This is a genomic window from Vibrio sp. FE10 (assembly GCF_030297155.1).
Classification (GTDB): Bacteria; Pseudomonadota; Gammaproteobacteria; order Enterobacterales; family Vibrionaceae; genus Vibrio; species Vibrio apostichopi.
This window is the reverse complement of record NZ_AP028067.1, coordinates 3,593,725-3,613,660: the sequence shown is the minus strand read 5'-3', so window position 1 is coordinate 3,613,660 and position 19,936 is coordinate 3,593,725. Positions and strand designations below refer to the sequence as shown.

At 45.2% G+C, this 19,936-nt stretch carries 14 protein-coding genes, 7 tRNA genes and 4 rRNA genes; 20 read left to right on the top strand and 5 right to left on the bottom strand.

The features are described from left to right. The first annotated feature begins 8 nt into the window (after positions 1–8). The 7 genes from rrf (QUF19_RS16240) (at position 9) to QUF19_RS16210 (ending at position 5,879) form a co-directional block, all read left to right on the top strand. Positions 9–124, top strand: a 5S ribosomal RNA gene (rrf, locus tag QUF19_RS16240). A gap of 408 nt (positions 125–532) precedes the next feature. Beyond that, positions 533–2,087 (top strand): 16S ribosomal RNA (locus QUF19_RS16235). Between the two features lie 67 nt (positions 2,088–2,154). Then, a tRNA-Ile gene (locus tag QUF19_RS16230) sits at positions 2,155–2,231 on the top strand. Positions 2,232–2,252: 21 nt separating this feature from the next. Next, a tRNA-Ala gene (locus QUF19_RS16225) sits at positions 2,253–2,328 on the top strand. Positions 2,329–2,629: 301 nt separating this feature from the next. Beyond that, positions 2,630–5,522, top strand: a 23S ribosomal RNA gene (locus QUF19_RS16220). A 97-nt stretch (positions 5,523–5,619) separates the two neighbouring features. Further along, positions 5,620–5,735, top strand: a 5S ribosomal RNA gene (gene rrf / locus QUF19_RS16215). The 16S, 23S and 5S rRNA genes sit together here with 3 tRNA genes alongside, the layout of an rRNA operon. 67 nt (positions 5,736–5,802) lie before the next feature. After that, a tRNA-Asp gene (locus QUF19_RS16210) sits at positions 5,803–5,879 on the top strand. 614 nt (positions 5,880–6,493) lie between these two features. Here the strand turns inward: QUF19_RS16210 and istB are convergent. The 4 genes from istB to QUF19_RS16190 all read right to left on the bottom strand — a co-directional run bounded on the left by istB (position 6,494) and on the right by QUF19_RS16190 (position 11,189). Then, complete coding sequence (gene istB / locus QUF19_RS16205; RefSeq protein ID WP_286291966.1) at positions 6,494–7,216, bottom strand: IS21-like element helper ATPase IstB; 723 nt, start codon at positions 7,214–7,216, stop codon at positions 6,494–6,496. A gap of 10 nt (positions 7,217–7,226) precedes the next feature. After that, positions 7,227–8,759: an IS21 family transposase gene (istA, locus tag QUF19_RS16200; RefSeq protein WP_286291968.1), complete on the bottom strand. Its 1,533-nt coding sequence runs from the start codon at positions 8,757–8,759 to the stop codon at positions 7,227–7,229. Positions 8,760–9,325: 566 nt separating this feature from the next. Continuing rightward, positions 9,326–10,666, bottom strand: coding sequence for a CDP-diacylglycerol--serine O-phosphatidyltransferase (gene pssA / locus QUF19_RS16195; RefSeq protein ID WP_286295012.1), 1,341 nt, complete (start codon positions 10,664–10,666; stop codon positions 9,326–9,328). Positions 10,667–10,757: 91 nt separating this feature from the next. Beyond that, positions 10,758–11,189 (bottom strand): GNAT family N-acetyltransferase, encoded by a 432-nt coding sequence (locus QUF19_RS16190; RefSeq protein WP_286295011.1) that lies wholly within the window; start codon positions 11,187–11,189, stop codon positions 10,758–10,760. Between the two features lie 66 nt (positions 11,190–11,255). Between QUF19_RS16190 and murB the strand changes: the two genes are divergently transcribed. Further along, positions 11,256–12,302: a UDP-N-acetylmuramate dehydrogenase gene (murB, locus tag QUF19_RS16185; protein WP_286295009.1), complete on the top strand. Its 1,047-nt coding sequence runs from the start codon at positions 11,256–11,258 to the stop codon at positions 12,300–12,302. Next, positions 12,299–13,264: a bifunctional biotin--[acetyl-CoA-carboxylase] ligase/biotin operon repressor BirA gene (birA, locus tag QUF19_RS16180; RefSeq protein WP_286295007.1), complete on the top strand. Its 966-nt coding sequence runs from the start codon at positions 12,299–12,301 to the stop codon at positions 13,262–13,264. Before murB ends, birA begins: the two co-directional genes overlap by 4 nt. A gap of 7 nt (positions 13,265–13,271) precedes the next feature. On the opposite strand, the gene coaA is transcribed toward birA, so the two are convergent. Then, entirely contained in the window at positions 13,272–14,195 is a 924-nt protein-coding gene (gene coaA, locus QUF19_RS16175) for a type I pantothenate kinase (protein ID WP_017078366.1), read from the bottom strand. Between the two features lie 210 nt (positions 14,196–14,405). On the opposite strand from coaA, the gene QUF19_RS16170 reads away from it, so the two are divergent. From QUF19_RS16170 to rplL, 11 genes are all read left to right on the top strand, one after another. Next, positions 14,406–14,481 (top strand) — tRNA-Thr (locus tag QUF19_RS16170). A gap of 45 nt (positions 14,482–14,526) precedes the next feature. After that, positions 14,527–14,611: transfer RNA gene (locus QUF19_RS16165), tRNA-Tyr, on the top strand. A gap of 38 nt (positions 14,612–14,649) precedes the next feature. Then, positions 14,650–14,724: transfer RNA gene (locus tag QUF19_RS16160), tRNA-Gly, on the top strand. 10 nt (positions 14,725–14,734) lie between these two features. Then, positions 14,735–14,810, top strand: a tRNA-Thr gene (locus tag QUF19_RS16155). Between the two features lie 94 nt (positions 14,811–14,904). Next, positions 14,905–16,089 (top strand): elongation factor Tu, encoded by a 1,185-nt coding sequence (tuf, locus tag QUF19_RS16150; RefSeq protein WP_012604914.1) that lies wholly within the window; start codon positions 14,905–14,907, stop codon positions 16,087–16,089. 223 nt (positions 16,090–16,312) lie between these two features. Further along, positions 16,313–16,690: a preprotein translocase subunit SecE gene (secE, locus tag QUF19_RS16145; RefSeq protein WP_017096511.1), complete on the top strand. Its 378-nt coding sequence runs from the start codon at positions 16,313–16,315 to the stop codon at positions 16,688–16,690. A 13-nt stretch (positions 16,691–16,703) separates the two neighbouring features. Next, positions 16,704–17,252, top strand: a complete 549-nt coding sequence (nusG, locus tag QUF19_RS16140; RefSeq protein WP_012605006.1) for a transcription termination/antitermination protein NusG — start codon at positions 16,704–16,706, stop codon at positions 17,250–17,252. A 213-nt stretch (positions 17,253–17,465) separates the two neighbouring features. Beyond that, positions 17,466–17,894: a 50S ribosomal protein L11 gene (gene rplK / locus QUF19_RS16135; RefSeq protein ID WP_010435555.1), complete on the top strand. Its 429-nt coding sequence runs from the start codon at positions 17,466–17,468 to the stop codon at positions 17,892–17,894. 4 nt (positions 17,895–17,898) lie between these two features. Next, the gene (rplA, locus tag QUF19_RS16130) at positions 17,899–18,603 is read left to right on the top strand and encodes a 50S ribosomal protein L1 (protein ID WP_017104577.1); all 705 of its coding nucleotides are present in this window, start codon (positions 17,899–17,901) and stop codon (positions 18,601–18,603) included. Between the two features lie 251 nt (positions 18,604–18,854). Beyond that, the gene (gene rplJ / locus QUF19_RS16125) at positions 18,855–19,349 is read left to right on the top strand and encodes a 50S ribosomal protein L10 (protein ID WP_010435550.1); all 495 of its coding nucleotides are present in this window, start codon (positions 18,855–18,857) and stop codon (positions 19,347–19,349) included. 57 nt (positions 19,350–19,406) lie between these two features. Continuing rightward, positions 19,407–19,772 (top strand): 50S ribosomal protein L7/L12, encoded by a 366-nt coding sequence (rplL, locus tag QUF19_RS16120; protein WP_004729770.1) that lies wholly within the window; start codon positions 19,407–19,409, stop codon positions 19,770–19,772. Positions 19,773–19,936 lie beyond the last annotated feature (164 nt).

Sequence of the window (19,936 nt, the reverse complement as noted above, 5' to 3'; positions counted from 1 at the left end):
AAAATTTGCTTGGCGACCATAGCATTGTGGACCCACCTGATTCCATGCCGAACTCAGAAGTGAAACACAATAGCGCCGATGGTAGTGTGGGGTTTCCCCATGTGAGAGTAGGACATCGCCAGGCTTTAATTTCGACTTTGTCTAGTTTCTAGACAAGTCACCATAGGGTTCTAAGTTTCTTAGAGTTTTATGTTGACTTTCAAAGTGGAAAGCGTATTATACGCGTCCTGCTTACGTGCTAAGGCACTGAAAGCAAAGCTCTTTAACAATTTAAACCTATCAATCTGTGTGGGCACTCGTTGATGAATATCAAAACGTTTTATCGTTAGATAAAACAGATTCTTCGGAATCAAAATTGATTTCAATGAACTGAGTGACCAATACGTTTAACGACTTTCTCTTGTAGAAAGAAATTATTCGGCACAGTCAATTCATTACCATTCTGTTGGAATGGTAATAGCTTTAGAATTACATGTTCATTTTCGAATGAATATTAGTTTTGAAGTCAGTATTCGTTGAGTCACAAAATCTTAAATTGAAGAGTTTGATCATGGCTCAGATTGAACGCTGGCGGCAGGCCTAACACATGCAAGTCGAGCGGAAACGACAACATTGAATCTTCGGAGGATTTGTTGGGCGTCGAGCGGCGGACGGGTGAGTAATGCCTAGGAAATTGCCTTGATGTGGGGGATAACCATTGGAAACGATGGCTAATACCGCATAATGCCTACGGGCCAAAGAGGGGGATCTTCGGACCTCTCGCGTCAAGATATGCCTAGGTGGGATTAGCTAGTTGGTGAGGTAATGGCTCACCAAGGCGACGATCCCTAGCTGGTCTGAGAGGATGATCAGCCACACTGGAACTGAGACACGGTCCAGACTCCTACGGGAGGCAGCAGTGGGGAATATTGCACAATGGGCGAAAGCCTGATGCAGCCATGCCGCGTGTATGAAGAAGGCCTTCGGGTTGTAAAGTACTTTCAGTTGTGAGGAAGGGTGTGTAGTTAATAGCTGCGCATCTTGACGTTAGCAACAGAAGAAGCACCGGCTAACTCCGTGCCAGCAGCCGCGGTAATACGGAGGGTGCGAGCGTTAATCGGAATTACTGGGCGTAAAGCGCATGCAGGTGGTTCATTAAGTCAGATGTGAAAGCCCGGGGCTCAACCTCGGAACTGCATTTGAAACTGGTGAACTAGAGTGCTGTAGAGGGGGGTAGAATTTCAGGTGTAGCGGTGAAATGCGTAGAGATCTGAAGGAATACCAGTGGCGAAGGCGGCCCCCTGGACAGACACTGACACTCAGATGCGAAAGCGTGGGGAGCAAACAGGATTAGATACCCTGGTAGTCCACGCCGTAAACGATGTCTACTTGGAGGTTGTGGCCTTGAGCCGTGGCTTTCGGAGCTAACGCGTTAAGTAGACCGCCTGGGGAGTACGGTCGCAAGATTAAAACTCAAATGAATTGACGGGGGCCCGCACAAGCGGTGGAGCATGTGGTTTAATTCGATGCAACGCGAAGAACCTTACCTACTCTTGACATCCAGAGAAGCCAGCGGAGACGCAGGTGTGCCTTCGGGAGCTCTGAGACAGGTGCTGCATGGCTGTCGTCAGCTCGTGTTGTGAAATGTTGGGTTAAGTCCCGCAACGAGCGCAACCCTTATCCTTGTTTGCCAGCGAGTAATGTCGGGAACTCCAGGGAGACTGCCGGTGATAAACCGGAGGAAGGTGGGGACGACGTCAAGTCATCATGGCCCTTACGAGTAGGGCTACACACGTGCTACAATGGCGCATACAGAGGGCAGCAAGCTAGCGATAGTGAGCGAATCCCAAAAAGTGCGTCGTAGTCCGGATTGGAGTCTGCAACTCGACTCCATGAAGTCGGAATCGCTAGTAATCGTGAATCAGAATGTCACGGTGAATACGTTCCCGGGCCTTGTACACACCGCCCGTCACACCATGGGAGTGGGCTGCAAAAGAAGTGGGTAGTTTAACCTTTCGGGGAGGACGCTCACCACTTTGTGGTTCATGACTGGGGTGAAGTCGTAACAAGGTAGCCCTAGGGGAACCTGGGGCTGGATCACCTCCTTATACGAAGATACCACGATGAGTGTCCACACAGATTGATTAGGTTTAGAAAAGTAAAAGAGACGATATTGGGTCTGTAGCTCAGCTGGTTAGAGCGCTCGCCTGATAAGCGGGAGGTCGGTGGTTCGAGTCCACTCAGACCCACCAATATCGATTAGAAACAAAGATGGGGCTATAGCTCAGCTGGGAGAGCGCCTGCCTTGCACGCAGGAGGTCTGCGGTTCGATCCCGCATAGCTCCACCATCTTTAAGTGTTTTTATCTGAAAATATTTTAAAATGGTTTCGAAAGAAATCTAGCTCTTTAACAATTTGGAAAGCTGACTGATTTGATTACTTACGAGTAATTCAAATCAAATTTAAAAGTTCTCAATGTTTATCTTTTATTAGATAAACACAACAAACACATTCAAGTGTCTTGTATTCGAATCAAACTTAGTTTGATTCACAATTGAGTCCGGCAAACAGTCATTGAGAATTAACCCTTCTTAATGACAACCAAAAACCTTGGTTAGTTGCCATACACTAAGACCCTTTCGGGTTGTATGGTTAAGTGACTAAGCGTACACGGTGGATGCCTTGGCAGTCAGAGGCGATGAAAGACGTAATAACTTGCGATAAGCCCAGATTAGGTAGTAATAACCTTTTGAGTCTGGGATTTCTGAATGGGGAAACCCACGTGCATAAGCACGTATCCTGTTGTGAATACATAGCAACAGGAGGCAAACCGGGGGAACTGAAACATCTAAGTACCCCGAGGAAGAGAAATCAACCGAGATTCCGAAAGTAGCGGCGAGCGAAATTGGATTAGCCCTTAAGCTTTTAATGATGCAGGTGAAGCCTCTGGAAAGTGGCGCAACAAAGGGTGATAGCCCCGTAACCGACACATCATAATCAGTGAAATCGAGTAGGGCGGGACACGTGATATCCTGTCTGAATATGGGGGGACCATCCTCCAAGGCTAAATACTACTGACTGACCGATAGTGAACCAGTACCGTGAGGGAAAGGCGAAAAGAACCCCTGTGAGGGGAGTGAAATAGAACCTGAAACCGTGTACGTACAAGCAGTAGGAGCACCTTCGTGGTGTGACTGCGTACCTTTTGTATAATGGGTCAGCGACTTAATTTTAGTAGCAAGGTTAACCGTTTAGGGGAGCCGTAGGGAAACCGAGTCTTAACTGGGCGTACAGTTGCTAGGATTAGACCCGAAACCAGGTGATCTAGCCATGGGCAGGTTGAAGGTTGAGTAACATCAACTGGAGGACCGAACCGACTAATGTTGAAAAATTAGCGGATGACTTGTGGCTAGGGGTGAAAGGCCAATCAAACCTGGAGATAGCTGGTTCTCCCCGAAAGCTATTTAGGTAGCGCCTCGGACGAATACTACTGGGGGTAGAGCACTGTTAAGGCTAGGGGGTCATCCCGACTTACCAACCCTTTGCAAACTCCGAATACCAGTAAGTACTATCCGGGAGACACACGGCGGGTGCTAACGTCCGTCGTGGAGAGGGAAACAACCCAGACCGCCAGCTAAGGTCCCAAAGTATAGCTAAGTGGGAAACGATGTGGGAAGGCTCAGACAGCCAGGATGTTGGCTTAGAAGCAGCCATCATTTAAAGAAAGCGTAATAGCTCACTGGTCGAGTCGGCCTGCGCGGAAGATGTAACGGGGCTAAGCTATACACCGAAGCTGCGGCTACGTACCTTAGGGTATGTGGGGTAGGGGAGCGTTCTGTAAGCCGTTGAAGGTGGTCTGTAAGGGCTGCTGGAGGTATCAGAAGTGCGAATGCTGACATGAGTAACGATAAAGGGAGTGAAAAACTCCCTCGCCGGAAGACCAAGGGTTCCTGTCCAACGTTAATCGGGGCAGGGTAAGTCGACTCCTAAGGCGAGGCCGAAAGGCGTAGTCGATGGGAAACGGGTTAATATTCCCGTACTTCTTACAATTGCGATGGGGGGACGGAGAAGGCTAGGTGGGCCTGGCGACGGTTGTCCAGGTTCAAGTACGTAGGCGGAAAGTTTAGGTAAATCCGGACTTTCTTAACGCTGAGATACGATGTCGAGCTACTACGGTAGTGAAGTCATTGATGCCATGCTTCCAGGAAAAGCCTCTAAGCTTCAGATTGTAAGGAATCGTACCCCAAACCGACACAGGTGGTCGGGTAGAGAATACCAAGGCGCTTGAGAGAACTCGGGTGAAGGAACTAGGCAAAATGGTACCGTAACTTCGGGAGAAGGTACGCTCTTATCAGTGAAGTCCCTTGCGGATGGAGCAGACGAGAGTCGCAGATACCAGGTGGCTGCAACTGTTTATTAAAAACACAGCACTGTGCAAAATCGTAAGATGACGTATACGGTGTGACGCCTGCCCGGTGCCGGAAGGTTAATTGATGGGGTTAGACTTCGGTCGAAGCTCTTGATCGAAGCCCCGGTAAACGGCGGCCGTAACTATAACGGTCCTAAGGTAGCGAAATTCCTTGTCGGGTAAGTTCCGACCTGCACGAATGGCGTAATGATGGCCACGCTGTCTCCACCCGAGACTCAGTGAAATTGAAATCGCTGTGAAGATGCAGTGTACCCGCGGCTAGACGGAAAGACCCCGTGAACCTTTACTACAGCTTGGCACTGAACATTGAACCTACATGTGTAGGATAGGTGGGAGACTATGAAACCGCGTCGCTAGATGTGGTGGAGTCGTCCTTGAAATACCACCCTTGTAGTTTTGATGTTCTAACGTTGGTCCCTGAATCGGGATTACGGACAGTGCCTGGTGGGTAGTTTGACTGGGGCGGTCTCCTCCCAAAGAGTAACGGAGGAGCACGAAGGTGGGCTAAACACGGTTGGACATCGTGTGGTTAGTGCAATGGCATAAGCCCGCTTGACTGCGAGAATGACAATTCGAGCAGGTGCGAAAGCAGGTCATAGTGATCCGGTGGTTCTGAATGGAAGGGCCATCGCTCAACGGATAAAAGGTACTCCGGGGATAACAGGCTGATACCGCCCAAGAGTTCATATCGACGGCGGTGTTTGGCACCTCGATGTCGGCTCATCACATCCTGGGGCTGAAGTCGGTCCCAAGGGTATGGCTGTTCGCCATTTAAAGTGGTACGCGAGCTGGGTTTAGAACGTCGTGAGACAGTTCGGTCCCTATCTGCCGTGGGCGTTGGAAAATTGAAAGGGGCTGCTCCTAGTACGAGAGGACCGGAGTGGACGAACCTCTGGTGTTCGGGTTGTCATGCCAATGGCATTGCCCGGTAGCTAAGTTCGGAATCGATAACCGCTGAAAGCATCTAAGCGGGAAGCGAGCCTTGAGATGAGTTTTCCCTGGCACTATAAGTGTCCTAAAGGGTTGTCGTAGACTACGACGTTGATAGGCAGGGTGTGTAAGTGCTGCGAGGCATTGAGCTAACCTGTACTAATTGCCCGTGAGGCTTAACCATACAACACCCAAGGGGTTTTGTGGACTCAGATGTACCAGACCTTGAATGCGTTTGAAGAGAAATACTTTTAGATAAGCTTTCCGAATTTTAAAATTTGCTTGGCGACCATAGCATTGTGGACCCACCTGATTCCATGCCGAACTCAGAAGTGAAACACAATAGCGCCGATGGTAGTGTGGGGCTTCCCCATGTGAGAGTAGGACATCGCCAGGCTTTAAATTAAATCTTTAGGTTGACCGACCTGGAGATATGGACACTCACTTAGTGAGTTGACCACTGCGGAGTGGTAGTTCAGTTGGTTAGAATACCGGCCTGTCACGCCGGGGGTCGCGGGTTCGAGTCCCGTCCACTCCGCCACTTATTAAGAAGCCTCGCTAGAAATAGCGGGGCTTTTTTACATCTAAATAATAGTGCTTTACCCTGCAGTCGAACGAGTCCCACAAAGGGTTTGCCCAAAGTTCGCAATCCCGGCTATTTCATCATTTATCAGAAAGCCTAGTCTTACGACTAGGCTTTCGTCGTTTCTGGGGCTGAGTTTTAACTCTTGGCTATGACTTTCGTACAGAGGTTGTTCACGGTCAGTAATCATTGAATCGACCATTAACTAGAAAGCTTTCCTAGAAATAGCAGAGCTTTTTCACATTTGTAGGTTTTGCTATGCCGGTTGGGTAAATCTTGGTAAATAAGCTTCTGCGGAGCATTAGGGATACACTTGGCAAGAAGCCGAGTTAGTAATAGTAAGGCTTGTTGTTTCTGAAAGCAGTTTGCGATTCGAGATCAAACTAGCTTCCTAGTTGTCTCTTGGCCTATCAGTGAATATCGTTAGGGAGATAGGTTTGCTATCTGGCAGTTAGATATATTACTTGAACTTAGTGCGTATTTCGGCTGATGTGACCCCTAGTTTCGTTTTTAATCGACCACCTTTTTAAGCCTCTCTTTTCTCTTCCTTAGTTTTACTCCAAGTGGTCGATTTAAGCCAGTTTTCTCATTGATTCCCCTCGTAACTCGATTCTATGACTTTGATGAACCAACCTATCTAAGATCGCATCAGCGATCGTCGAGTTGTCGATCATCTCGTGCCATTCTTTTACAGGTAGTTGGCTGATAATGATTGTACTGCACTCTTGGTATCTATCTTCTAGCACTTCGAGAAGATTACTTGCATGCTCTTGGCTGAGTTTTTCCATTCCCCAGTCATCGATAACCAACAGTTTTTTCTTAGACAAGCTCAGTAGCAGCTTTTGATAGCTGCCATCAAGGCGGCTACTACTCAGGTCATCAAGTAAACGATTTAGGCGATAATAACGACTTGGGCAGTGTTGCTCACACGCCTGCTCGGCGAGCGCACAAGCAACATAGGTTTTACCTGCACCTGTTGCACCTGTAATCAGGACATTCTGTCGCTTTTGTAAATAAGTGCCTGATAATAACTCTCCCATCATTGCTCTTTTTAAGCCTCGTTCTGGGCGGTAGTCCAGTTGATTACCGCTAGCGCTTAGGCGCAGCTTGGCTTGCCGTTTAAGTCGTTGGATTTTGGTTTGATCTCGGTTCACTATCTCATGATCAAGGATGAGTCCTAACCTTTCTTCAAAGCCAAGTTCAGCATAGGTCGCGGGGTGTATCCTTTGCTGTTCCAGTGCATCAGAAGCATGACTTAGGCGTAGTGATTTTAACTGTTGGATTATTGCGTCCATATTGTTTCTCCTAGTGGTAGTAGTTGGAACCACGAACATTAGTGTGTTTAAGGTTTGGGGTATCAGTGGAAGGCTGAGAGAGAGTGCCTTCTCGATGGTTCTTCAATAAGTTTTTGACGAAGCCAAGGTATGGCTTCTCTGTCACTAAGGCATCTCGGCAAGCTTGTTCTAACCGTGCGTCTGAGTGCTTTTTGGCAAGACTTAGTAACCCAAAGCAACTTCTAAAGGCCAATGCTTCATGCTCTGGGCGTTTGAGCAACATCTGAGTCAGTTCACCTGTGGCTGGCCCAATAGATTTTCCCCAACGGATAAAACGCTCGGGTGTCCATGATTGGTATTGATGGTTGCTTGGCATATGCTCGTAAACGGTAGAGAGACCATATTCTTTTTGGCTTGTGCAGTGGTGAGCAACAATGCTCCCTTTGTGGTAGATACGTATTATTTGATGCGTTGCTTCAAGCTCAACTTGTTGCCCAACAAGTTGGTGCGGCACAGAGTAGAAGTGCTTTTTATATTGAATGTGATAATCAGGGGAGACGGTTGCTCGTTTAGTTTCGATATACACATATGGTTGCGATGGCAGTGGTTTTAACGCTGGACGGTCAACTTTGTTGAACAAGTCATGTCGATTGACACCAAGCTGTTTCATCTCTCGTTGGTTTAAGTCATGCATCAGCTTTCGGATAGCCAGGTTCAGCTCAGCCATTGTATAGAACACTTGGTGGCGAAGGCGCATCATTATCCAGCGCTCTACGATGAGAACTGCGTTCTCAGCTTTGGCTTTATCTTTAGGCTTGTAGGGCCTGGCTGGCATCACAGCAACGCCGTAATGTTGTGCCAGTTTTCGGTAGCTCTCATTGAGGATAGGGCTATGACAGTCTGCTTTCGTTACAGCAGATTTCAGATTATCAGGTACAAGTAGATTCGGAGCACCACCAAAGTGATTAAAGGTATTCACATGAGCCATGAGGAAGTGTTCAAGCCCTTGGCTCTCACTCGCCTCGACATAGGTGTAATTTGACGCTCCTAAAGTGGCGACAAATACCTGAGCATGTCGGCATTCTCCTGTATCTGGATTCACAACAGGGATCGTTGGGCCACAGTAGTCAATGAAGAGCTTGTCACCAGCATGGTGAAGTTGGCGCATACTGCGTTTTTGTGTCTTTAGCCAACGTCTATACAGTTCGCAGAACTGTGTATAGCCATAGGCTTTGTCTTGATGCTGATGACAATACTCTTCCCAAAGCAAAGCTTTAGTCATCCCTTTACGCTTCAATTCTAAGTAGCAGAGAGTGAAATCAGGCATCACTTTATGCTGAGAAGATGAGCGACCATCAAACAAAGCTTGGGTGACTTGATTTTCATGATGAGTCTCTTCCAGTGGCCACGTGAGGCCACTGGATTTAAATCGGGATAGATGCTGGGATACAGTGGAATGAGCAATATTGAGGCAAGCGGCGATCTGTCGATTAGAAAGATTGCACTCGTATCGGAGGCGTAAGATTTCCTTAATTTTATTCATTGGCATTCTCTTTTTCGGCATGATTTATCCTTAGTGCTCTCAACATGAAAGACTCAGGTTAAACCTATTGATTTAAAAGAGAAAAGAGGTTTATTTCGGTAAATCGACCATCGATTTCGGAAACACACCGAAAAGTGGATGATTAAAACCGAAATGAGTGGTTGGTTAAAAACGGATTTGGTGGTCGATTAAAACCGAAATAGGCGGTCGGCTAGCTCCGAAATATGCACTTAGATTGGAAGTTGTAATCCCGGTTACTCATATTCTCTGTGAGGGAACTTAAATTGCCCCCCGGTTAAATAGAGGTAGTTGTTGTCTAGCTCTATAATTCGGCAACCGTAACTAATCTGATGTATCAAGCTTCTGTGGCTCTCACATACGGCTCATATCTCGTTATTCCCCTCTTATGTATGCTTTTTGAATATCTCATCAGAGAATTGCCAAGAGTTATCTTGTGAGTAGGTGTTAGTAGATTCTGGATGGGTAGCTTCCGAAGAGATATAGGCATTCGGGGTTAAGTTTGAGGTTCTAACGCAGATATAAAAATGCCCAGCAATTGCTAGGCATTTAGACTACGGAAAATACGATTAGAGTATTTGTTTAAGAACTCTGTCTGCTTTAACTCGAGTGATCTTTCGAATCAGTTTCTGTACTTCCATTGGGTAGCTATCTACTTTATCTAACTGTTTATAGGTGCAAATAAGCTGTGTGTGTTGAACAATATTATCAACCTCAGCTTGGAATTTATCCGTTAGATGATGATAGTTATCTTGGATGAATATGCCATTCTCTAGATCTAATTTCCATGCGCGCGGGTTTAGGTTATTACCCGTTAGCAGCATGTAGCGTTTATCAACCCAAATACCCTTCAAATGGAAGCTGTTGGAATCGTGTTGCCAAAGTCGGATAGACAGGTTACGGCTTGCTATATTCGCTTCATTAGCCTTCGCAAATCGACGCAGGTTCAATTCGTATAAGTAAGGCAAGCCACCAATCGTTTTAAACTCTTCCTCCGGTGAGATAAAGAAATCATTCGCTGTTTTGTCGCCGACAACAATCGTGACCTTTACGCCACGCTTAAGTGCTTTCTTCACTTCCTTCGCTAGGCTTGGTGGAAAATTGAAATATGGCGTACAAATGAAAATTTCATCTTTAGCCTGAGCTACCAGTTGGTTAATTCCCTGATTTAGGCGATTACGTCTCTTACCTATACCAACTAAAGGTGTTACAGCCACTTGATCTGCAGAGACTTCTTGAGAATCGAACTTGTATTGAGAGCGTGCTAACGATGCTCTGAATTGACGGATTGCTGGCTTTAACTCTTTAGTAAGCGGTTTGTTCTTATCAGCAAGATCGTAAACAGCGATGTCTGAGATCATTTGTTCTTGGACATAGGAGAACATTGAGTCCGCAAGTGTTGCGTTGTTTAAAACATGGTAGCGATCGAAACGGTAACGATCATGATAACTTAAATAGATATTGTTAAGGCTAGCACCGCTGTATATCACGCTGTCATCGACAATAAAGCCTTTTAGATGCAATACACCAAACACTTCCTTGCCACGAACAGGAATGCCGTAAACTGGTACTGTATGCTGGTATTTATCAGCAAACTCTTTGTACATTGCTGCATTGCCCTCAGAGGACTCCGCACCAATCAATCCACGCTGAGCTCTATGCCAATCGACACAAACGCTCACGTCTAATTCTGGGTTCTGTTGCTTTGCTTCGTATAAGGCAGTTAGGATCTCACGGCCAGCGTCATCATCTTCAAGATACAGAGCAACTAAACTAATACGAGTAGTTGCACGAGATATCTCATCAAGTAAGCGAGTTCGGAACTCTTGCGCTGATAGCAGTACTTCAAACTTGTCAGGATTCTGCGCTATGGTTGGCAACTGTATGAATGGATTCCTACTAGCAATCATATTGACTGTTTTACCTTAAAAATATGCAAAATTGCGAACCTTCAATTTTACCAAAGGGATAGCATCAAATACTAGATAATCGAGTCATTCTCTAACAATTTTGCTGATAATGCATAGGAATGAGATCTTTTCCGCTATTCGAATAGCGCTCATATAAGACTCTTAAACCATTTGGTAGTTCATTAGGATCGATTTGTATGAATTGATGACGATTGTAGAAATTAGTCAGATGAGAATAGGCGAAGCAATAATCTTTTTCCGTTAACGTGTGAAGAACACAATAATCCATTAGCTGTGAACCTAATCGCTTGCCGCGGTATTCCTTAGAGATAGCCATTCCTGTCAATAAGCGTGAATCTTCTATCGTTCGAAAGCGAACCACACCACATAACTGGCCGTCTAATTCTAATGAGTAGATTTGCTCGCTTTTGTTGGCTTTACCTGTTGGGTAATGCTCTTTGTAAAAACGCTTAACGAGGGGAACCTTTACCGGGTCTAATTGAGTAATGATGACATTGTTCATTCAGTCACTGCGCCATTTGTTTATCTGCGTTAGAATATCGGCAGTGTAATTTAATTAAATATCGCCATGCAATCTTATCTCAATGCTAGCTTAAAAAATGTTCATACTTTTTCGATCGAGCAGACTTGCGATGTACTTGTCGAAGTCACCTCTGTTGATGAACTCATCTCTGTATATCAAGACCCTCAATGGTCTGCCTTACCTAAGTTAATGCTCGGGAAAGGGAGTAATATGCTCTTTACTCAGCACTTTTCGGGCTTGGTCATTATTAATCGATTAAGTGGTATTGAGTTAACAGAAAGCTCAGAAAGCTACTCTCTACATGTATCTGGTGGGGAAGACTGGCCTAGCCTTGTTGAGTGGAGTGTGGAGCATGGACTAGGTGGTTTAGAGAACTTAGCCATGATTCCTGGTTGCTCAGGCTCTGCACCTATTCAGAATATCGGCGCCTATGGCGTGGAACTACAAGATGTATGTGAATACGTTGATATCCTTTGCCTGGATACTTATACAGTTAAGCGATTGAGCAAAGATGAATGTCTTTTTGGTTATCGAGATTCTATTTTTAAGCACGCTCTCTACGGCAAAGCGATTGTTGTCGCGATTGGCTTAACATTAGCTAAAGAGTGGAAGCCATGTAACCACTACGGCCCGCTTAAAAGCTTACCTTTAGAGACACTTTCTCCTCGTTCTATATTTAATGAAGTGTGTGCTATACGCTCAAGCAAGCTACCAGACCCTTCTGTGCAGGGTAATGCGGGAAGTTTCTTCAAAAACCCTGTAATCAGCAAAGATCATTTTGATCGGCTGTTTGCCTTATACCCAAACATTGTCGGTTATGAGAGTAACGACATGATCAAAGTCGCCGCTGGGTGGCTCATTGATCAATGCCAGTTTAAAGGTGTGATTGAAGGTGGTGCTCAAGTTCATCCAAATCAAGCTTTAGTTATCATCAATTACGATGAAGCGTCTGCTGCGGATATCCTCAGACTTGCATCACGAGTACGTCAAGCTGTCCTAGACAAGTTCGACATTCCATTGGAGCACGAAGTTCGCTTTATGGGGCAAGACAGTGAGACAAACTTAGACAAGGCTTTGGAGGTCATGGTATGAGAGAACACAGTACCAAGCTCACATTACTAAAATGTCTTGCTGATGGTGAGTTTCACTCTGGTGAAGATCTGGGTGACATGATGGGTGTGTCGAGAGCCGCTATCAGCAAGCATATTAAAGGTATTCAAGAGTGGGGTTTGGATATCTATCGAGTGCAGGGTAAGGGATATAAGTTAGCCAGTCGTTTGGATATGCTTGATCAGGAGAGGTTGTCTGCTGTCAGCAGTGAAGCTTCTCTGGAGTTGATTCCAATCATAGGCTCAACAAACCAACACCTGTTAGAGCGTACTAGCACCCTTGAGTCAGGTTCGGTCTGCGTTGCTGAATATCAAGCTGCGGGTCGTGGACGTCGTGGACGTGAATGGGTATCACCATTCGGTGCCAATCTTTACCTTTCAATGTACTGGCGACTCGATGCCGGTATGGCTGCGGCTATGGGGCTGAGTCTTGTGGTTGGTGTCGCCGTTGTAGAGGCGTTGGAGGATATGGGAGTTGAAGGCGTTAAACTAAAGTGGCCGAACGACCTTTATCATAATGATAAGAAGCTCGCAGGCATCTTGGTAGAGCTGTCAGGGCAATCTGGTGGAGCTGCTCATATTGTGATTGGTTTGGGGCTTAATCTATCTATGGATCCAACAACATCAGGTATTGGCCAGCCATGGACCTCTCTCAAAGAAGTGTGTGATGGGAAAGTGCCAGATCGTAATGACTTAGCTCAGGCTTTGATTAATGCTTGGGACAAATCACTCGTCGATTATGAATTGAAAGGGATGTCGAATTTTGTCGAACGCTGGAATCGTTTAGATAACTTCTTAGGTCGCAACGTTAGACTGATCATTGGACCTAGAGAAATTGAAGGTGTTGTACAGGGTATCGATGAACAAGGTGCCGTGTTACTCAAAACTGAGAACGGTGTTGAGAGCTATATCGGTGGAGAGATATCCCTAAGAAAAGGGGATTAAGAGGTTACTACTTTCTTAGTAACACTTCCTCAACCATATGATCTGCGCCTTTACGTAAAATCAGGTGAGCTCTTTCTCTGGTCGGAAGGATATTTTGCTCTAGGTTTAAACCATTGATTGATTGCCAAATACCTTCTGCTTTTTCCTTAGCGGCTAGATCTGATAATTTAGTGTAGTGCCCGAAGTATGACCCTGGTTTAGCGAAGGCACCTTCACGAAACTTCATAAAACGATTTACATACCATTGTTGAATTTGAGCGCTTTCGGCATCGACATACAACGAGAAGTCGAGGAAGTCTGAAATAAAGACTCTATGAGGCTCGTGTGGGTAATTCATACCGCTTTGTAGAACGTTGAGTCCTTCAATAATGAGCACATCAGGTAAGTCGACCTCTTTTACTTCCTTGGTAATGTTGTAGGTGAGGTGAGAATACACTGGTGCTGTCACATTACGCTTGCATGCCTTCACGTCTGATACGAAATTGACTAGCGCTTTAATATCATAAGACTCAGGGAACCCTTTCTTACTCATTAAGCCTTTTTCTTCCAGTATTTCATTGGGGTATAAGAATCCATCTGTCGTAACCAGTTCAACTTTAGGATGGTTTTCCCAACGAGATAGCAACGCTTTCAGTAGACGAGCGGTTGTACTTTTCCCTACCGCTACACTACCCGCGATACCAATAATGAATGGTGGCGCAGTTTCTTTCTTATCCAGAAATTGATGAAGTACTGAGTTTCTATTTTGTCGAGCGGCCACATAGAGGTTTAACAGGCGCGATAACGGTAGATAAATCTCTACGGCTTCTTCCATTGTCAGCTTTTCATTGATGCCTTGAAGCTCTTTCAAATCGCTCTCAGAAAGTGTCATTGGAACTAAATTCCTTAGTTCAGACCACTGCGCGCGGTCAAATGACATAAATGGGCTCATACAAAACTCTATAGTGGATAACAAAACAAGTGCATGGAAAATACATCAAGCGATAGATAAATTAAATATCTTCCTTTACTAGATGCGGATTAAAGGCAGAAACCTTGAGCTAAATAACCGTATATATGAATTTGATAAGAGAATTTTTCACTTTTTTGCAATTTACTATTGCAAGGTGGAAAATCATTCAATAAAATGCGCCCCACTTGTGCCGACTTAGCTCAGTAGGTAGAGCAACTGACTTGTAATCAGTAGGTCACCAGTTCGACTCCGGTAGTCGGCACCACTTTCCCCCCTCTATTTATAGAGAGCGAGAGAAAGATCAAAATTTGGAGGGGTTCCCGAGTGGCCAAAGGGAGCAGACTGTAAATCTGCCGGCACTGCCTTCGATGGTTCGAATCCGTCTCCCTCCACCATATTCTAAAGGTTAAATAGCTCAAAAGAGTTACGTGTTGCGTGCATCGTATAATGGCTATTACCTCAGCCTTCCAAGCTGATGATGCGGGTTCGATTCCCGCTGCACGCTCCAATTTTTGTGTGCTGATATAGCTCAGTCGGTAGAGCGCACCCTTGGTAAGGGTGAGGTCCCCAGTTCGACTCTGGGTATTAGCACCAGTCTAAAGCTTCTTCTCCTTTTAATAAAAAAACCATTTTTTTGGTTGCGTGGTCTTATTTTAAGCCACCTAATCCGTACCTAGAGGGACACCCCATGTCTAAAGAAAAATTTGAACGTACGAAACCGCACGTAAACGTTGGTACTATCGGCCACGTTGACCACGGTAAAACAACTCTAACTGCTGCTATCTGTACTACACTTGCAAAAGTGTACGGCGGTGTTGCTAAAGATTTCGCATCTATCGATAACGCTCCAGAAGAGCGCGAGCGCGGCATCACAATCGCAACTTCTCACGTTGAGTACGATACTCCTGAACGTCACTACGCACACGTAGACTGTCCTGGACACGCCGATTATGTTAAAAACATGATCACTGGTGCTGCTCAAATGGACGGCGGTATCCTAGTTGTTGCTGCTACAGATGGCCCTATGCCACAAACTCGTGAGCACATCCTACTTGGTCGTCAAGTTGGTATCCCTTACATCATCGTATTCATGAACAAATGTGACATGGTTGATGACGAAGAGCTACTTGAGCTAGTAGAAATGGAAGTTCGTGAACTTCTTTCTGAGTACGAGTACCCAGGAGACGACCTTCCAGTAATTCAAGGTTCTGCACTTGGCGCTCTAAACGGCGAAAAACAGTGGGAAGACAAGATCGTTGAGCTTGCAGAAGCACTAGATTCTTACATTCCACTTCCAGAGCGTGCTGTTGATCTACCGTTCCTACTTCCTATTGAAGATGTATTCTCAATCCAAGGTCGTGGTACTGTAGTTACTGGTCGTATCGAGCGCGGTATCCTACGCGTAGGTGACGAAGTAGAAATCGTTGGTATCAAAGAAACTACTCTTACTACTTGTACTGGTGTTGAAATGTTCCGTAAGCTGCTTGACGAAGGTCGTGCTGGTGAGAACGTTGGTGCACTTCTACGTGGTACTAAGCGTGATGACGTTGAACGTGGCCAAGTACTTTCTGCTAAAGGTTCAATCAACCCACACACTAAGTTTGAGTCTGAAGTATACGTACTTTCTAAAGACGAAGGCGGCCGTCACACTCCTTTCTTCAAGGGTTACCGTCCACAGTTCTACTTCCGTACAACTGACGTAACAGGCGATATCACTCTACCTGAAGGCGTAGAAATGGTAATGCCAGGTGACAACGTTCAAATGACTGTTGAGCTAATCGCTCCAATCGCAATGGACGAAGGTCTACGTTTCGCAATCCGCGAAGGTGGCCGTACTGTTGGTGCTGGTGTTGTAGCTAAAATCTTTGCATAAGATTTGACGAACCACTAGTAAAAAGGGCATCATTTGATGCCCTTTTTCTGCGCTGAAAAAAGAGTTGGGTGTTTTGGCATCAATTTTAGCTCTTAGCAAAGAATTAAACGGTCTTTTTGACTAAAATGACTGTTAGATGTGTTGTTTTGCAACGCAAAGGAATGTGCCCTGCAACAGCGGGGTTATTGTCGTCTATATTTAAGACTTATCACAGGTTGGTTTTATGAAAGCAAACGCTGAAACTCCTGATAGCTCAGGTGCAGCAGATACAATGAAGTGGGTAGTCGCTTTTGTACTGTTGGCTGCTGCTGTTGTGGGTAATTACCTGTATGGTGAATTGTCTGTTGTAATTCGCGCTGCAGGTGTAGTTGTGCTGATTGCTGCCGCACTAGGCGTTGCAGCAACAACAACTAAAGGTAAAGCTGCGATCGATTTTGCAAAAGAATCTCGTATGGAGATTCGTAAAGTTGTTTGGCCTACTCGCCAAGAAACTATGCAAACTACATTGATCGTTTTAGCTGTATGTATTGTTATGTCTCTAGTGCTTTGGGGAATTGACGGCATTATGGTCCGTTTAGTTTCTCTAGCGACTGGGGTGTAGAGGGTTCTGATTCATGAGTGAAGCTCCAAAAAAACGTTGGTATGTAGTTCAAGCCTTTTCAGGCTATGAAGGTCGTGTATCTCAATCGTTACGCGAACATATTAAAATGCACGACATGGAAGAATTCTTTGGTGACGTTTTAGTACCTACTGAAGAAGTAGTGGAAATGCGTGCAGGTCAACGCCGTAAAAGCGAACGTAAGTTCTTCCCTGGCTACGTATTAGTGCAAATGATCATGAATGATGAATCATGGCACTTAGTACGCAGCATTCCTCGTGTTATGGGCTTCATTGGTGGTACCTCTGATCGTCCTGCACCAATCACTGACAAAGAAGCTGATGCTATCTTGAACCGTCTAGAGAAAGCGAGCGAGTCTCCACGTCCTAAGACAATGTTCGAAGCGGGTGAAGTGGTTCGTGTGAACGATGGTCCATTTGCTGACTTTAACGGTACCGTTGAAGAAGTGGATTACGAGAAGAGCCGCATTAAGGTATCTGTATCGATCTTTGGTCGTGCAACGCCTGTTGAGCTTGAATTCGGTCAGGTTGAAAAACTAGACTAAGACTCGGTTAGTTTGAGTAAGCTGTTGATAACTATTTAACAAGCTGTTCAAAATGAAAGAGTATAAAAAATCACCTTTTTAGGGTTGTTAAAGGCGCGAATTATGATTATAATTTCGCGCCTTTTTACTTCTTAGGAAGTGAAAAGTAATTAATGAAATTAAGGGGAGCTCGCCTAAAGGCTAGCGCACGTACCCAAATATTTAGGAAATATCATGGCTAAGAAAGTTGAAGCTTATATCAAACTGCAAGTTGCAGCTGGTATGGCAAACCCAAGTCCACCGGTTGGTCCTGCTCTAGGTCAACACGGCGTGAACATCATGGAATTCTGTAAAGCGTTCAACGCAAAAACAGAATCTGTTGAGAAAGGTCTACCTACTCCAGTAGTTATTACTGTATACAACGACCGTTCTTTCACGTTCGTAACTAAGACTCCACCTGCTGCTGTTCTTCTTAAGAAAGCTGCTGGCGTTAAGTCTGGTTCTGGTCGTCCAAACACTGAAAAAGTGGGCACAGTAACTGACGCTCAAGTACAGGAAATCGCAGAAACTAAAGCTGCTGATATGACTGGTGCTGACATCGAAGCAATGAAGCGTTCTATTGCTGGTACTGCTCGTTCAATGGGCCTAGTGGTAGAGGGATAAGATCATGGCAAAACTTACTAAGCGTATGCGCGTAATCCGCGACAAAGTTGAAGTAACTAAAGAATACGAAATCAACGAAGCTATTGCTCTTCTTAAAGAACTAGCAACTGCTAAATTCGTTGAGTCTGTAGATGTTGCTGTTAACCTAGGCATCGATGCTCGTAAATCTGACCAAAACGTACGTGGCGCAACTGTGCTACCTCACGGTACTGGCCGTGAAATCCGCGTTGCTGTGTTCACTCAAGGTGCAAACGCAGAAGCAGCTAAAGAAGCTGGCGCAGATATCGTTGGTATGGAAGATCTTGCTGAGCAAGTGAAAAAAGGCGTAATGGACTTTGACGTTGTTGTTGCTTCTCCAGATGCAATGCGCGTTGTTGGTCAACTAGGTACAATCCTAGGTCCACGCGGTCTAATGCCAAACCCTAAAGTTGGTACTGTAACTCCTAACGTTGCTGAAGCAGTTAAAAATGCTAAAGCTGGTCAGGTTCGTTACCGTAACGACAAGAACGGCATCATCCACACTACTATCGGTAAAGCAACTTTCGAAGCTAACCAGCTTCAAGAGAACCTAGAAGCACTTCTAGTTGCTCTTAAGAAAGCTAAGCCTTCTTCAGCGAAAGGTACTTTCCTGAAGAAAGTAAGCATCTCTACTACGATGGGTGCTGGTGTTGCTGTTGATCAAGCTAGTCTTGACACACAAGCAAACTAATTTGCTTGGGCGCAGATTTAGTGTATACTTCTGCGCCTAATATTTGTGGTTGGGTGATTTTTGAAGCAATTCATAATCGTCTATCCCAAGACCGTAGGCGCTGTCGATTTTCTTTAGATTATTGATAGCTTAATAAAACCTACGTAGGCGATGTTGTGGTTTGAAGTGAATTTATTCATTTTTAAATAACATCGTAAACGCTCAATACATTTTGTATTGAGTGCTGTAATCACAACCAGAGGTTAATCCAAATGGCTTTAAATCTTCAAGACAAAAAAGCAATTGTTGCTGAAGTCAACGAAGCTGCCAGTGGTGCACTTTCTGCAGTTGTAGCTGATTCTCGTGGCGTTGAAGTTGGCGCAATGACTTCTCTACGTAAACAAGCTCGCGAAGCGGGTGTTTACATGAAAGTTGTTCGTAACACACTAGCACGCCGTGCGGTTCAGGGTACAGACTACGAGTGTCTAGTAGACACTTTCACTGGTCCAACTCTGATCGCATTCTCTAATGAGCACCCTGGTGCTGCTGCGCGTCTTTTCAAAGACTTCGCTAAAGAGAATAAAGATTTCGAGATCAAAGCTGCTGCATTTGAAGGCGCAGTTACTGATGCTGAAGTACTAGCGACACTACCAACTTACGACGAAGCTATCGCACGCCTAATGATGTGCATGAAAGAAGCTTCTGCTGGCAAGCTGGTTCGTACTATCGCTGCTGTTCGCGACCAAAAAGAAGAAGCTGCGGCATAAGCCTTGCTTTTCACTGGTTGCTATTTAAACTTATTGTTGACTTAAAAGAGAATTGTTATGTCTATTACTAACGAGCAAATCCTAGACGCAGTTGCAGAAATGTCTGTAATGCAAGTTGTTGAGCTTATCGAAGCTATGGAAGAAAAATTCGGTGTTACTGCTGCAGCTGCAGTTGTAGCTGGTGGTGCTTCTGCTGAAGCTGCTGCTGAGCAAACTGAATTCGACGTTATCCTTACTGGCGCTGGCGCAAACAAAGTACAAGTTATCAAAGCTGTACGTGGCGCAACTGGCCTAGGTCTTAAAGAAGCTAAAGGTCTTGTAGACTCAGCTCCTGCAGCGCTTAAAGAAGGCGTTGACAAAGCTGAAGCTGAAGCTCTTAAAGCACAGCTAGAAGAAGTTGGCGCTTCTGTTGAAATCAAGTAATTATTACTTAATTTCCTAGCCGCAAGGCTATTGGCTGGTGGTTTATTAACCACCGGCCTTTTTGCGCTGTAGGGCTATGATGAATTTCCCGCTGTTTAAGCGTCATCGTCTGAGCAAAAAAACAGTTATTTCTTCGAAATAATTGTTAACCACAATAAACAGCT

Bases quoted from the DNA above. Each gene is read 5' to 3' on its own strand.
- rplL (WP_004729770.1), top strand. From the start codon at position 19,407: ATGTCTATTACTAACGAGCAAATCCTAGACGCAGTTGCAGAAATGTCT.
- rplK (WP_010435555.1), top strand. From the start codon at position 17,466: ATGGCTAAGAAAGTTGAAGCTTATATCAAACTGCAAGTTGCAGCTGGT.
- pssA (WP_286295012.1), bottom strand. From the start codon at position 10,666: ATGATTGCTAGTAGGAATCCATTCATACAGTTGCCAACCATAGCGCAG.
- rplJ (WP_010435550.1), top strand. From the start codon at position 18,855: ATGGCTTTAAATCTTCAAGACAAAAAAGCAATTGTTGCTGAAGTCAAC.
- tuf (WP_012604914.1), top strand. From the start codon at position 14,905: ATGTCTAAAGAAAAATTTGAACGTACGAAACCGCACGTAAACGTTGGT.
- istB (WP_286291966.1), bottom strand. From the start codon at position 7,216: ATGGACGCAATAATCCAACAGTTAAAATCACTACGCCTAAGTCATGCT.
- birA (WP_286295007.1), top strand. From the start codon at position 12,299: ATGAGAGAACACAGTACCAAGCTCACATTACTAAAATGTCTTGCTGAT.
- rplA (WP_017104577.1), top strand. From the start codon at position 17,899: ATGGCAAAACTTACTAAGCGTATGCGCGTAATCCGCGACAAAGTTGAA.
- nusG (WP_012605006.1), top strand. From the start codon at position 16,704: ATGAGTGAAGCTCCAAAAAAACGTTGGTATGTAGTTCAAGCCTTTTCA.
- coaA (WP_017078366.1), bottom strand. From the start codon at position 14,195: ATGAGCCCATTTATGTCATTTGACCGCGCGCAGTGGTCTGAACTAAGG.
- istA (WP_286291968.1), bottom strand. From the start codon at position 8,759: ATGCCGAAAAAGAGAATGCCAATGAATAAAATTAAGGAAATCTTACGC.
- murB (WP_286295009.1), top strand. From the start codon at position 11,256: ATGCAATCTTATCTCAATGCTAGCTTAAAAAATGTTCATACTTTTTCG.
- QUF19_RS16190 (WP_286295011.1), bottom strand. From the start codon at position 11,189: ATGAACAATGTCATCATTACTCAATTAGACCCGGTAAAGGTTCCCCTC.
- secE (WP_017096511.1), top strand. From the start codon at position 16,313: ATGAAAGCAAACGCTGAAACTCCTGATAGCTCAGGTGCAGCAGATACA.